The organism is Legionella hackeliae (genome assembly GCF_000953655.1).
In the GTDB taxonomy this organism is placed as follows: domain Bacteria; phylum Pseudomonadota; class Gammaproteobacteria; order Legionellales; family Legionellaceae; genus Tatlockia; species Tatlockia hackeliae.
Genome location: NZ_LN681225.1, coordinates 39,195 through 53,136, shown reverse-complemented (window position 1 = coordinate 53,136; position 13,942 = coordinate 39,195). Strand labels below are relative to the sequence as shown.

Below are 13,942 nucleotides of genomic sequence, written 5' to 3'. Positions count from 1 at the left end.
TTACTAGTGGGTTGTATTAGACGAGTTGCGATTCCCTGCTTCTTCTAATAAATCCCCATAAATTTTCAAAACTGCCATACGGGCATACTCGCTAACTTCAATAAGGGCTTTCTCATCTTCCTCATCTACTTCTAGCGACTCATAATCCAGCTGAGCAAACTCAAGCATGTGATGTAATGCTTCCTGTGCCTCTTCTTCCTGAAGTTGCTCATAGCTTATACCTGCCATTGTTATACCTTGAGTGAATCCTTCACACCACTCACTGAAAGCTTGAGCACGAGCAATTAGAGACTCTTCATCTTCAGGTAAGAGTAATTGAAATTCAAAATCAAAATTAGCAAGCTGTTGTTGGCTAATTAAAAAAACATCAAACATTGCCATGGCCGCGGCTCGGTTTGCATCATCTTTTTTATTTTTTAACATTAAAGCTCTTAAATAAGCCTCACCCTCTGCTGTAGCTCCGGCACATAAATAGCCGCACATAATTCCATGCAATTCGCTTCCAGAAATGGGTAAAGCCAACACTGAAATTGTATCTACGAACGTCTGATACGCCGGGAGATGGATAGCTTTATTTTCGATAGACATAATAAACTCATTTTAGCAAATAATTAGGTTGCATCGACATCTACCCCAGAATGACAACCTATCAATAAATCCTAATCATAACTGATTTGCCGGATCAAACCAAAATTGTTACTATTTAAGCAGCACTGTCACATTGTATAGGCCAGGAAAATGACTATTTCGAAATCGTGCTCGATTAAATTAATGAATAAGTACTATGAAGTTAAATGCCCTGACACTGAAGTGGAAAATCTTCAGCAGGCAGCCGACAAATTGAATGAGCATTTGTTAAACAATAAAAAGAAATTTAAACAACTCGATGAATTTCAAACGCTTTTATTAGCGGCATTAAATGTCAGCCATGAATTAATAACATGTCAACGTCAACAAGAACAACAGCGTCTGCAGGTAACGCAGTTTATCAGCTCACTAGAAAATAAAATCCATCAAGTGGTGCATGGTAACCTTACCCAAGATCCCCAAACCGATTAAACTGAAATCCCATTTCATGACATATCATGAAATGGGACTGCCTAACTCTACAAAACTTCCACGATTTACTATACTTAAATTTACAAGTTGAAACTTTGAAGTTCTCGCTTGCTAATCGGAAGGATTAAACTTTTCTTGTATATTGTGCACTGCAAAATAAAGGGAGATTATCATGCAACAGGATTATATGTCTAACTGGACAAACATTGTGAATCGGATGCAACGGCCTTTACAAGCAATAATGGAATTAAACACCCGAACCTTACAAAATATTAGTTATCTCAAACCTGAAGATTTATCAAAAATACGAAAACCTGAAGAACTTTTGGAAAAACAAATGCATGTTTTTGTTGAAAATGGTCATAAGGCATTGGATTACATGCAAAAAAGTTTTGCTATTTTTGAAGAAAGTTTATTGTCAATGTCAAAAGAAGTTAAAGAGCGGACAGAAGAAACCACTCGCCAAGCTAAAGACGTGATGACAAAAGCAAAAAATAATTAGCCCAATCAGGAATCAGGTTACTCGTGTTATTGACTGTTAATAACACGAGTAATTTATTTTTGTGAAAAAAAACTGTAAATCATAAGGCAGACTAGTGCTCTTTAATGGCTTGGTGTTATAATGCAATTAACCCGACAGCGAGTGATTTATGAACCAATACTCGCATATAGGGGTGCGTCCTGTAGCCGGTGTTGTGCAAGCCCACTTTGAGTGGGAAGCCTGAGCCGTCTCATCTGCCCCCCACCTGAACCCCAGGGTTCAAAATCTTAGACTGTCGGGCTATTCCCATTTATTGCTGCAATGCAGCTCCCATTCCCTCATAATCAGTCACGAGTTCACCAAGACGCCCTTGTTTTAATGCTAAATACTCCCAAACACCAAACTTGGTAGTAGCTCCCGTAATTTCATCAATTTTTTTTACAGCAGCATTGCACTTGGTTTCTCCAGAAAAACCAAAAAAACGATCCGCGCCATTCCTGCGCTCCTTGTTATAAACCTGAAGACAAAAAATATATAAAATTGCATTTATTAATGCATGCTGCTCTTTAGACATCATCATTTCTTGCCGCTTTACGGCAGCAGAAAAGCTTAGTGCGGCGGCATACGAATGATTTTCCAAGGATGTGAAATTATCCAGTAGCTGCTTAGCACCTTTTATAACTGCTTGCTGCTTGTCATCTTCAGAACATTGCTTCAATAAAATTTTAATCCAAGGTACCTGCTCTAACTTTTTTTTAAATTCAGTGCAATTTTTAGGGAGTAGCGTCGCTAATGCAGTGATATTCGCATTGGTATTCCATTCGCGAGGATCAATATAATTTTTATGGGTAATAAAGAACAGTTGCGATGCAGAAATTTGCTGCGTTAAATATTGAATAGTCGCGCTTTCGGAGAGGCGCTCTTCATCCGTCGTTAATAAACGATATTGGCATAGCAGAGGTAATATTTCGAGTTGCTCAGCCGTGCAATAATGATGAAAAATGTAAAAAAGAATACTTAGCATAGTTACAATACTCTGCTGTTTTTCTTTTTCATACATATGGCTTTTTCTTGCAATTATCTCCTTAGTTAATTTTCCTAAAGGATAGTTATTGACGGCTTCCTGGCTCGTATAACTCAGCATACGAGTACTTTCCTTTAACAAATTTAATACGTTGGCACAATTGACTACCCCGTCACTTGCTGAAAATCGTTTAGCAAGCTCCTGATAACGTTGAGGATGATCAGCATCCTCCCAGCCTTCTTTTTTCAAAGCCTCTTGAAAATCAATCCAGGGCTTCACCCGTGGTGACGTTTGCCAATCACTAGACGGCAAAGTGGTTGTGACTGATAACCAGAAGTCTTCCAACAATGGATATATTTCCTTTTTTAACGCCAATATTACTGACAATTTTTCGTGCTCTAGATCTTTTGATAGATTCACCAATGGTTTTATTAAATCCTGAATACTCTTAACCTCTTTCGAGTCAATAGCTGTGCTTAATTTTTGGATAGGGTCTTGTAGCGAAGGCATGGATATTGATTTTTCCTGCCAGAGATCTTTTAATGAATTCACTAAATCCTGAATACGTTCACTATTTTCGGGGTATTTAGTAGCACTTAATTCTTGGACAGTTTTTCTAACTGTTGATATTGATGCGGATTTTTGATGCTCCAGATCTTTTAATAGATTCAGTAAATCCTGAATACGCTCGCTATCTTCTGGATCTCTAGCTGCGCTTAATTCTTGAATAGCTTTTTTTAAAACTTCAAATTCCATAATTCACTCCCTGAAAACCTACGCTACTTATCGATCAACTTTTGATATAAAAGTTTCATAATAGAGCCAAGTGCATCTAACTTAACAGGTATTTCTGGAAGTGCAAATAGTTTTAGCGGGATAGATTATTTAGGCAGTTTTTAACTGCTCTTTTAGCATTAATAACTGATCACGAACCTTCGCCGCTTGTTCGAATTCCATATTTTTTGCATGCAAATGCATCTGTTTCTCCAGGACTTTAATTTCTTTAGCAAGCTCTTCTGGCGACAGTGGCAAATAGAGGGCTTTGCGTTCTTGAACTTGTGCTTTACGCTTGGTGCTATAAGCACCTTCCATAATATCTTCCACCGATTTCCGTATACCCTTGGGTGTGATGCCATGCATTTTGTTAAATTCGATTTGCTTATTACGGCGACGATCAGTTTCGTCCAACGCTCTTTGCATTGAACCTGTCACATAGTCAGCATAAAGAATGGCACGACCATTCACATTACGAGCAGCTCGACCTATCGTTTGGATAAGGGAACGATCGGAGCGCAAGAAGCCTTCTTTATCGGCATCTAATATAGCCACTAAAGCGACTTCAGGCATGTCTAAACCTTCACGCAACAAGTTAATGCCAACCAGAACATCAAATTCACCTAATCGTAAATCTCTGATAATTTCCATGCGCTCAACCGTATCGATGTCCGCATGAAGATAACGCACTTTAACCCCATGTTCGTGCAGATAATCAGTTAAGTCTTCCGCCATTCGCTTTGTAAGTGTAGTGACCAAAACACGCTCCCCCTGAGCAACCACCAGATGAATTTCCGATAACAAATCATCAATTTGGTTTTTAACTGGCCTTACAAAGACATGAGGATCAACCAATCCTGTTGGCCGCACTACCTGTTCAGCAATATTATCAGCATGCTCGCGCTCATAGGGACCAGGAGTTGCTGATACATAGATTGTTTGTGGTGAGCGCCCTTCAAATTCTTCAAAACGCAAAGGGCGATTGTCCAATGCGGAAGGAAGACGGAAACCATACTCAACCAAAGTTTCTTTTCGTGCCCTGTCTCCGCGGTACATACCTCCAATTTGCGGTACAGTGACATGGGACTCATCGATAATGAGCAATGCTTCAGGGGGTAAATAATCAAATAACGTGGGTGGTGGTTCACCCACTTTACGCCCCGATAAATACCGAGAATAATTTTCAATTCCCGAGCAGTAACCAAGCTCCAACATCATTTCAATATCAAAACAAGTCCGTTGTTGCAGACGTTGCGCTTCCAGTAATTTATTTTGCGCAGTAAATTCAGCCAAACGCTCTTGCAGCTCTTCTTTAACCCAATCTATAGTTTGTAAAATCCGCTCACGAGGCGTTACATAGTGGGTTTTTGGGAAAATAGTGACACGAGGTAAGCGCTGTAAAATTTCACCTGTTAATGGATCAAATCGAGCGATATTTTCTACTTCATCATCAAAAAGTTCTATTCTAATGGCCTCTTTTTCAGAATCCGCGGGAAAAACATCAATAACATCACCATGGACCCGAAACTGACCTCTATCCAAAGATTGCTGACTGCGAGTGTACTGCATTTCTGCAAGTCGTTTTAAAATTTTCCTCTGATCGCATTGTTCTCCGCGGGAAAGATGTAATAACATACGCAAATAGGAATCGGGATCACCCAGTCCATAAATCGCTGAAACGGTTGCAACAATAATGGCATCTTTGCGCTCAATTAATGCCTTCGTGGCTGAAAGACGCATTTGCTCAATGTGCTCGTTAATGGACGCGTCTTTTTCAATGAACGTGTCTGAGGCTGGAACATAGGCTTCGGGCTGGTAATAATCATAGTAAGAGACGAAATATTCCACGGCATTATCAGGAAAAAAGGTTTTGAACTCGCCATAAAGCTGCGCTGCCAATGTTTTATTGGGCGCCATAATAAGCGTTGGCCTCTTCATTGCCTGAATAACATGAGCAATGGTGAACGTTTTTCCCGAACCTGTAACGCCCAAAAGAATTTGGCGTGCTAATCCGGACTCTACACCCTCGATTAGTGAAGCAATGGCTGTTGGCTGATCACCTGCAGGCTGGTAATTTGCATAAATTTTGAATACATTTTTCATAATATAAACTATAACCGATCAATTCGATTTTGTGAGCATTCGCGAATCGTTTGGTCAGAAATATACCACAGGAGTTTCAAGATGGATATCGCACTGGCGAAACGCATGCAAGCTGTTAAACCTTCTCCAACCCTTGCAGTAGCTGCGAAAGCTGCAAGAATGCGGGCAGAGGGGCTTGATATTATTAGTTTAGGCACTGGTGAACCAGATTTCGATACTCCTCAACATATTAAAAATGCAGCCGTTGCTGCTATTGAAGCAGGCTTTACCAAATATACAGCTGTCGATGGTATTCCTGAATTAAAACAAGCAATCATTAATAAATTTAAACGAGATAATGACCTGAATTATCAGGCGAATCAAATTTTGGTCTCCGTCGGTGGTAAGCAAAGTGTTTATAACCTATGCCAAGCTTTAATTGAGGAAGGGGACGAAGTTATTATTCCGGCACCCTACTGGGTTTCCTATCCTGATATCGTTTTGTTGGCAGGGGGAACACCCATCATTATTCCAACCACGCCAGCAGATCGTTTTAAAATTTCAGCCGCACAACTTGAAAAAGCGATTACCCCAAAAACAAAATTAGTAATTTTAAATAGTCCTTCCAATCCTTCAGGAGTTGCCTATTCATTAGAAGAATTAACCGCATTAACCGATGTTTTAATGAAACATCCGCATGTGTTTATTGCAACTGATGATATGTATGAGCATATTCTTTGGACACAACCTTTCGCCAACGTACTTAATGCTTGTCCCGCATTATACTCTCGTACTATTGTTTTAAATGGGGTGTCTAAAGCTTACTCCATGACAGGTTGGCGCATTGGTTATGCTGCAGGTCCTGCACCACTTATTGCCGCAATGACAACAGTTCAGTCTCAATCTACCTCGAACCCTTGTTCTATCGCTCAAAAAGCGGCTGTTGCAGCCTTAAATGGTGGTGATGAAACTATCAAGGTAATGGTGGCAGCCTTTCAAAGTCGACATGATTATATTGTACAACGCATGTATGACATACCAGGCATTGAAGTGATTCCGGCCGATGGAACCTTTTATAGTTTCCCTAATGTTCAATCAATTATTGAAAAACGTGGCTTTGCAAATGACATTGAATTTGCCGATAAGTTACTTCAAGAAGTAGGGTTGGCTCTTGTTCCGGGCTCAGCGTTTGGTAACGAAGGATGCATTCGTCTCTCTTTTGCAACCAGCATGGAAATTTTGCGCGACGCAATGGATCGCCTGCAACGCTTTTGTAGTTAAGAAAATGTTGCTTAACCATGAGCAAATGGTTAAGCAACTTTCTTTAAGCCCTTACTTGTTTGCACAAATAACGAATTGCGCTTTAATAGTGTCAAATAAAAATACTCAATAAAAAAAATATGCACGATACACTTGATCCTTGAGAAAAATAGCATTAAGATGCCACCTTATTCCCCGGTAGCTCAGTCGGTAGAGCGGATGACTGTTAATCATTAGGTCACAAGTTCGAGTCTTGTCCGGGGAGCCAACTCTAGTATGGGTTTTGGCAAAATTCAATTAAACCTCAGCAAGCCTAATTTCCTGACCTGCGTTAATAAGCTGTCCTGATTTTTCCTGAGTGCTGTCAAGGACTTTTCACCAGCAGACAAGAAAAATAAAGACCATGGGGAAGATTGCCTTACTTTACCTGTCCGAGAAGCACGTGTTTTCCCTGACCATTAGCCAGCAAATAAGCCGCCTCCCCAGCTTCTCTGGGATCCATTTGACTGAGTTCATCAAGGATAAGCAATCCATCATTATGTAATGATGCCAAGCCTTCAAGCACCATTGCTGGTGCTTCGCCATAAACGACAATAAGATTGTGGGTTTCCTCAAACAGAGGCAGCTAGACTCAATGCAGTGCTTTTGCCTGATGAGGATGCGCCTCTGAAATGAAAACCTCCAGAGTCTTCGCCAATAATCTTTGCCAATACAGTTGCAAGAGCTACAGATACGGCAAAGACCATCTTGAATTGCCTACCCTTGATAGAAACTGCTGGTTCACTGGCATTGGAATTCTGGAATACAATCTTCTCTGTTGATTGCCCTACACATTGGGATGCTGTTACAAAGACATCGCCATGCCAACCCAGTTTATCAACACATCGTGTACGTGTGTCTACTGGAAAGACTTGTAAATAGAAGGCTAACAAATCGCGAGCAGTTCTATTGGGAGAAATACTCAATCCCAATCTTGCCAACTCTCGCCTCACATCAGAGGCATCACCCTGCAACAAAGCCAGGGGCATTGCCCACTGATGAGTTATCCCATCATCATCCTGCCATTCCAGCAAACGACCCCATTCACCCCGGGTTTTGGCAACGACATACGATGGTGCGCATATCCACCGAGGAGGTATTGGGTGCTGCTTTGTATTGGGTAATTCAATAACATAATTTTGTGACATACATTATTCTCCAAACAACAATCAAACCGCCGGAATGAATGAAATTCATTCTGACAAATTTTAAATTTATGCGTTCTCAACGAGCTGTAACTGACCTTCGTTACGGGTTCAGTAATAAATTTTTTGTTGTTGGAGAAAATTGAACACATCGCTTTTTCGGTACAACACCTTGCGACCAATTTTTAAATAGGGAACACCACCACCCGTCCAGCGGTTACGTTCAAGTAACTGGGTGGAACAGCTTAATACCGCAGCAATCGTTTGTTGATTAAAAAGCGCAGAATGTGACGCTGATTCGAATTCGTTTAATAGATGTAAACGGGATGTTTTTTTAAAGTCATAGGAAATTCCTCAGTTGTTTACTCCTCAGCCAAATGCCGAGAGGTATCTTCCTTGGATAATTGATTGATATTCTTTTTTCCTATCCTTTGACTTCCAACTGCCTACATTTTGTAGGAACATCGGGCTTACTCCTTAAGCTTGGAAAAAGTCTCGTATTCCCTCAAAGAATGTCAAGCACAAAAGATCTAATTCAAAAATGTGTATCGAACGATATGATTGATAACGAAATTGCTCAATGTCCCAAATGCCCTACCAAAGAAGCTCAAGGTTGGGGCGGCTAAAAGCCAGTAATGGCGAGGGTGTCCCCATGTCCCACATGTCCCACATTTTTTTCATACCAGGCAACTGATTAATTAATTTTACACTCAGTCTAAGAAGCCCTGTTTAATCATTTGGAGCATATTGCTCGCCTCCTGGTAATTATATTGAGCCCTGGAAATAGATAATACTAGTCCATTTTTTAATTCGTCATTATCAAAAAAATCCTTCAGGCGACTACTTGTTTCTATGGACAAATTTTTTAAATCACGACCTAAAAGACGACATCCACTCAGCGTGAAATCAAAGTTTTGATTGAGGAGATCCTGATTTTCTTCATAAAGCCTATTTTCATTGCCGAAGTCAAAATAGTTGGCAATAATATAAGCAAAATCACTGGCATCTTTTTGAGTTCTTCTGCTAACCCATGCAAAAAGCTTCAGAAGAACCAACCCCATTGGAGAAGCAACTTTTATAGTAATATCCCTAATTGTGATTTCGATTGCATGCTTAAATGTATCTTCAAACCCAACCAGACTAAATTCTATATCATAATCTGGTGGCCATTTTAGATTTGAGCTTTGTTGCTTTATCTCACCAAATGGAACAATGTCCAGCCAGCCATATTTTCTAGATATGATACGAGGTTCAAATTTTTCATCGACAGTAAAGTCACCGTTATTAACTAATGCAGCTTTAATTTTATAGAACTCTTCCCAATTTCTGCAGCATACAGCAATATCCGTATCCAGCGTTTTTCTTAAGTCTACCTTTCTATCAAAATAGGCTAGGAGTATATCCCTCGCTTTAGCTCCAATTAAAAAATACGAACAATCATTCTCAAGAGTAATCTTGTTAATCAATGAAAATAATTCAATATCGTTAGCCGAGATATTACTCCACCTGTTTTCTAATGAACTTGTCATATATCATTTCCGCTGTTTCTTGAGTTCTTTCATCGAGTGAGCTTAATAAATCGGCATAAACCAAAATGAATGGCACATGGTTTTCTTTATAATTTTTGGTACCAAAATTCCAGAATTTTTTTATTAACTCTATGTTCCCATTGCTTTCTTTTTTTAATCTGCATTTATATTGTAATAGTGGTAATGCATCATCTGCATAAAGTGTAATTATTTGGGGGCTTAGATAATGAGTTAACTTGGCAGCAGCTATTTCTCCTCCCCAAAGAAAGTTAAATTCACAGGGATTTGTTTCTTTAAGCTGTTCCAGATTATCTGTTGAAAATGTATCGATTATTAATTTTGGTCGTAATTTTTCAGCATAGCCAACACACCATTTACTTAATAAGATATCTTTATTAACCAAATGCTTTTCACCACGATTTTTTTCTATTATATATCCATGCTTTTCTAAAATTAAAAGTGTTTTGCTAACACTTCCTAATGCCACATCACTCATTTTAGCAAGCTCACGATAGGTATGCTCTAGCGGTTTTTCAATGACCAGCAATGTAAAAATAAGTTTTATGCTGGCAACACTCAGTGTGAATCGAGTGATATTCGATAGACTTTTCTTCTGAGGCATTTCTCCTTTAATAGAGATGAATACAGGGGGAGAGTTTATATACATATTGCCGGAAAAATCAACGTACTCAATATTCGCTTTTTGCAATTTATCAGCTAGAGTTTTATTTATGTGGTTGCTAATTAAAATGCTTTTTTTATTTAAATGTTGCATATATTTAACGATAGCACCAATATTCGAATTATCGATATTGCCAACCAGTTCAGGCTTATAAATTAGCTTATTATTCTTTTCAATTTGGAGGGTTAATTGATTTCGTTTTTCATCAAATTTACATTGAAGCTTTGATCTATCCTTTATGATCGACAATAGTTTATCTATATTCATCACAATATCCTCTGTGCCTTGTTCATAATTATATCTTGTTCAAAAAAAATGAACAACATAAAAAAATGAACACATGGATTTTGTGATTAGGGTAAAACGTTGACTTTATCATTTTAGCTAGATGCATATAAGGTTGAATATCTAATGGACTGGAACTAATCTCTGGTTTTTAACCTCGACTTTGCCATATAGCACTATTCGATAAAGTAATGGAGATACCAAAACCATGGGCATGCGCGTATTTTTAATGTTTTCCAGTTTGGATTGCTATTTTCTCAATCGAGAAATGTTACCTTTAGCGTTCCCATTCGCTCCGCGAGCTTGTTTTGAGTTAATCCGGCTTGTTGACGCATCGAAAGTAATGAATTAAGCAATGCAAACTCTGCAAAAATTTTCATGTAAATGAAGCACTCATACCCAGCTATGCTGTAAGGTATATGTGTTACTTTTCGCCAATCAGGAAAATAAAATCAGTCAATCAGGCCAATTAGATCTGTGGACCAGCTCCTTGCAATTAAAGATGCTTCTTTCTCGATTGAATCAAACTCTGTATATTCCAATTCACACTTAAATGTATATAAAAAAAATTTAATTGACCGTATCTTTTGATAGCGACTTTCAAACATAGGTAAAACCCATATAAATAAATACATTGAGATTAGAAAATAAAAAAATAAAATATGCACTCCAATGATTAATTCCCAAATGGTTTCCCCAAGTATAAAGGTAGCAATAGCTATGAAAGCACCTGCTATTGGGTGTTTATAAAAAGATGAACTGCTGTTAGATTCTAAAAGCTAAAAGGCGTCGCATTCTGCCAAGGATTTATTCAGAAAATTTTTTTCATAGACTCTATCTTGCTGTAAATTTTTTTTTTTGAATATAACTTTAAGCTGAGATAACGGCGGTTTAATAATTTGTGAGTCTTAGGTGGGACAAATGATGCATAGTCTTTATCCATTGTATGGAAAACCGTATAGAGCTGGAAAAACATTGATAGCGCTAATAACAGAAAAATCGCTTCATGAACTGTGAAAGATAAATAACACAATGAGATTATAAAAATCCAACTTATAAGAAACATAGCCTTTCGAAAGTTGTTCTTACAAACAGTTTCTCTAAGAAAATACCAATGATTAAATTTATTGAATAAGTCATATAAATAACATAGATTTTCCATTTATCCCTGGCCTAATTATGTGGTTTATCTGGGCATTATAACGATTTCTTAATTTTCTTAATGCCACCATTCTGGGGATAACATAACGCCCATACAAATGATTCTCGGCTTACATCTCTACAATGATCCGAAACCAGCCATTTTTTGTAATTTTCTAGCATGCCATGCTCCTGCAGAATTCTCTTGAATCATCTGCATTAATACGCAAAATGCGTCCCTAAGGCAATTGCGAAACAGACTGTTTCGCATGAACATCTCCCTGTTGAAATTGGATTTCTATTACTGTGGCCGATGATTGGACACCCATACACTTTAAAAAATAATCGGTACTCTGCTGCATTGGTTTTCTCAACCGCTCGACATCAGTGACAATGTATCCCGCAGTAATATCACCGCTCATTTTATGGTTCATCAATCGCTTTAGCGCATATGCTGAGATATCCAGACACTCAGCAATGGTAATAAATGTTCGTCTTAAATCATGTACTGTAAAATGAATGCCTGAGAGCTTGGTTACATTGGCCTAAAAAAACCTGGAGGCCTTATAAATAAAGGGTTTTGTGGATAATTTAAAAGTTGGTAAAAGTAGTTAAAAGCCGTCATTTTATAACTGTTAACCATTAGGTCACAAGTTCGAGTCTTGTCCGGGGAGCCAACTCCAGAAACAGTTTTAGTAAAATCAAAATTTGTTCTCATTCTTTCTGGGGACACTTATCGGAAAGTGAGTCATGGTTACGGATTAATAAATGACCACAATCCGATACCATAAAGTCAAAAAATTAAATAGATATTCGTGGTCGCTTCTTATTGCTTTTATTTGTGCAGCATTTGCGATGCAGTACCACACAGCCAATATTTCTGCAGACTTTTTTCAAATACTCCCTTTAATTATTATTGCTGTTTACTGTTGTGAAAAATTAGCGCCTCTGGTCAATCAACCTAAGCACTACCTCGAAAAATCCAAATTATTTACATGAGATTTATTTATATTAAGCATTAGCTTCTTATTCGCTTGCCTTCTCTCACTAATATTTTCATATAATAACAGCGAGTAATAGAATGGTGGTCGCTGGTTATTTATTTCATTACTCTATATGGTTTGCTATTTTCTCTATGTTCCTCAGCTATAAGTCTTTTAATAAAAAATCATAAAGCATATACAATAATTTTTTCACTTATAATCATAGTATTGGTCTCAATGGGGCAATTTGTTCCTCGTTACATATTTATTCCATTAGCGGGGAACATTGAAACTTTCTACTTAACTACCTATTCACTACTCATATTTCATTGTTTATTCGCTTTGGTGAGCTTTGGGGCAAGCCTTAAAAAATCTGCAACCTGCTTAGGATGCTTATGCATCCCTCTGGCTAGTGGGTGTGCGCTTTGCCAAAGCAATCTGTTTAGTAAATAAAACACTTTAAATTGCCGCTTATGGCATTAGCAATACTTTTGTTTTCGATGATTTATGGTAAAATAATGAACACTAGATTGTTTGGAATGCAGTATGATGTTTTTAAAAAACTTTAAATGCTCATCAATAATACTATTACTATCCGCTTATTTGTTATCTAATGTTTCTATAGCTAATACTGCTATAGACGAAAATATGAAACCATACGTCATTGAATTTGCTAAAGCAGAATACCAAAAAATTAAAGAAAATCACAAATTAGCACCACAACAACAATTATATCAATTGAGCATGCCTTTATTAGCCTTAGCTACTTTAAAAGAAACCAGCGACTACGAGAAAATATTAGTTGATATGGAGCAAATTTTAAGTATGGAATCAACAGCATCTCAAATTGAAAAACCATGGCAGTTATGGATGATGGGACGCATCGCTGTTGCAGCAAAATTAGCAGGTGATGCAGAAAAATTAAAGCAAATTAAAGGAAAATTAACCACGCAATTATTTGAAAATGACAACAAAGATGTAATAACAGGCTGGGCATTTGCTTACCTTGCTTCGCTCGATGAAGAGTCATATCAAAAATGCAGAGAAAAACTCTTTGAATATAAAAAACTTGAAGAGGCTCAATATATTAAAGCTCCTGAAAAAGAGGCAAGTAGTTATGTATGGACATTGGTGATGAATTTGTACGCATCAGCGAATGCTGGAAAAGAAGATTATGTAATTTATCTAACAGAACTAAAAGAGTTAACTGATAAGAAAACTTTACAAGATACAAGCTTATTGGTTCCTGAATCAGATTACCGCCAATGGCTAGTAAGTCTTGAGCGTTATTCATTTGCAGTCATGAAGGATCAAAGTAGTTTGGATGAACTTACGGCCATAAATAGCCCTAAAGTAGATAGCTTTGATTCGATGTTGGGATGGGCTAATACACTGATAATGCCAGAACCACCCACTAAATAATGCTGAGAATCCTCATCGATTTCACAGCTATGAATCC

The 13,942-nt window shown here is 37.9% G+C and carries 14 protein-coding genes, 1 tRNA gene, 1 other RNA gene and 1 pseudogene; 7 read left to right on the top strand and 10 right to left on the bottom strand.

Going from position 1 to position 13,942, the window contains the following annotated elements:
• Positions 1-3: 3 nt before the first annotated feature.
• Positions 4-588: a UPF0149 family protein gene (locus LHA_RS00255; protein ID WP_045104761.1), complete on the bottom strand. Its 585-nt coding sequence runs from the start codon at positions 586-588 to the stop codon at positions 4-6.
• A gap of 150 nt (positions 589-738) precedes the next feature.
• On the opposite strand from LHA_RS00255, the gene LHA_RS00250 reads away from it, so the two are divergent.
• The 3 genes from LHA_RS00250 to ssrS all read left to right on the top strand — a co-directional run bounded on the left by LHA_RS00250 (position 739) and on the right by ssrS (position 1,846).
• The gene (locus LHA_RS00250; RefSeq protein ID WP_045104760.1) at positions 739-1,059 is read left to right on the top strand and encodes a cell division protein ZapA; all 321 of its coding nucleotides are present in this window, start codon (positions 739-741) and stop codon (positions 1,057-1,059) included.
• A gap of 172 nt (positions 1,060-1,231) precedes the next feature.
• Positions 1,232-1,561, top strand: a complete 330-nt coding sequence (locus LHA_RS00245) for a hypothetical protein (RefSeq protein ID WP_045104759.1) — start codon at positions 1,232-1,234, stop codon at positions 1,559-1,561.
• Between the two features lie 125 nt (positions 1,562-1,686).
• A non-coding RNA gene (ssrS, locus tag LHA_RS16300) (6S RNA) lies at positions 1,687-1,846 on the top strand.
• A 4-nt stretch (positions 1,847-1,850) separates the two neighbouring features.
• Here the strand turns inward: ssrS and LHA_RS00240 are convergent.
• The gene (locus LHA_RS00240) at positions 1,851-3,320 is read right to left on the bottom strand and encodes a hypothetical protein (protein WP_045104758.1); all 1,470 of its coding nucleotides are present in this window, start codon (positions 3,318-3,320) and stop codon (positions 1,851-1,853) included.
• Positions 3,321-3,449: 129 nt separating this feature from the next.
• A complete protein-coding gene (gene uvrB, locus LHA_RS00235) occupies positions 3,450-5,441 on the bottom strand; it encodes an excinuclease ABC subunit UvrB (protein ID WP_045104757.1) in 1,992 nt (663 codons plus the stop codon).
• 81 nt (positions 5,442-5,522) lie between these two features.
• Here uvrB and LHA_RS00230 point away from each other — a divergent pair, with 81 nt between their 5' ends.
• Both LHA_RS00230 and LHA_RS00225 read left to right on the top strand, forming a co-directional pair.
• Complete coding sequence (locus LHA_RS00230) at positions 5,523-6,701, top strand: pyridoxal phosphate-dependent aminotransferase (protein ID WP_045104756.1); 1,179 nt, start codon at positions 5,523-5,525, stop codon at positions 6,699-6,701.
• 171 nt (positions 6,702-6,872) lie between these two features.
• A tRNA-Asn gene (locus tag LHA_RS00225) sits at positions 6,873-6,948 on the top strand.
• Between the two features lie 150 nt (positions 6,949-7,098).
• On the opposite strand, the gene LHA_RS17605 is transcribed toward LHA_RS00225, so the two are convergent.
• The 7 genes and pseudogenes from LHA_RS17605 to LHA_RS00195 form a co-directional block, all read right to left on the bottom strand.
• Positions 7,099-7,248, bottom strand: a complete 150-nt coding sequence (locus LHA_RS17605; RefSeq protein WP_370447934.1) for a DUF927 domain-containing protein — start codon at positions 7,246-7,248, stop codon at positions 7,099-7,101.
• A 43-nt stretch (positions 7,249-7,291) separates the two neighbouring features.
• The gene (locus LHA_RS17600; protein ID WP_370447933.1) at positions 7,292-7,867 is read right to left on the bottom strand and encodes a DUF927 domain-containing protein; all 576 of its coding nucleotides are present in this window, start codon (positions 7,865-7,867) and stop codon (positions 7,292-7,294) included.
• A 108-nt stretch (positions 7,868-7,975) separates the two neighbouring features.
• Positions 7,976-8,215: a DNA-binding protein gene (locus tag LHA_RS17175; RefSeq protein ID WP_082060378.1), complete on the bottom strand. Its 240-nt coding sequence runs from the start codon at positions 8,213-8,215 to the stop codon at positions 7,976-7,978.
• Positions 8,216-8,574: 359 nt separating this feature from the next.
• On the bottom strand, positions 8,575-9,393 hold the full coding sequence (locus tag LHA_RS00215; protein ID WP_045104755.1) for a nucleotidyl transferase AbiEii/AbiGii toxin family protein: 819 nt from the start codon (positions 9,391-9,393) through the stop codon (positions 8,575-8,577).
• Positions 9,362-10,342 (bottom strand): type IV toxin-antitoxin system AbiEi family antitoxin, encoded by a 981-nt coding sequence (locus LHA_RS00210; protein ID WP_045104754.1) that lies wholly within the window; start codon positions 10,340-10,342, stop codon positions 9,362-9,364. Before LHA_RS00210 ends, LHA_RS00215 begins: the two co-directional genes overlap by 32 nt.
• Positions 10,343-10,617: 275 nt before the next feature.
• On the bottom strand, positions 10,618-10,740 hold the full coding sequence (locus LHA_RS17470) for a hypothetical protein (protein ID WP_256597190.1): 123 nt from the start codon (positions 10,738-10,740) through the stop codon (positions 10,618-10,620).
• 999 nt (positions 10,741-11,739) lie between these two features.
• Positions 11,740-12,045 (bottom strand): annotated as a pseudogene (locus tag LHA_RS00195) (integrase); the annotation flags it as partial.
• A 223-nt stretch (positions 12,046-12,268) separates the two neighbouring features.
• Here LHA_RS00195 and LHA_RS17080 point away from each other — a divergent pair.
• Together LHA_RS17080 and LHA_RS00185 are read left to right on the top strand one after the other, a co-directional pair.
• Entirely contained in the window at positions 12,269-12,499 is a 231-nt protein-coding gene (locus LHA_RS17080; protein WP_065238337.1) for a hypothetical protein, read from the top strand.
• Between the two features lie 530 nt (positions 12,500-13,029).
• Entirely contained in the window at positions 13,030-13,905 is an 876-nt protein-coding gene (locus LHA_RS00185; RefSeq protein WP_045104751.1) for a hypothetical protein, read from the top strand.
• The last annotated feature ends 37 nt before the right edge of the window (positions 13,906-13,942 follow it).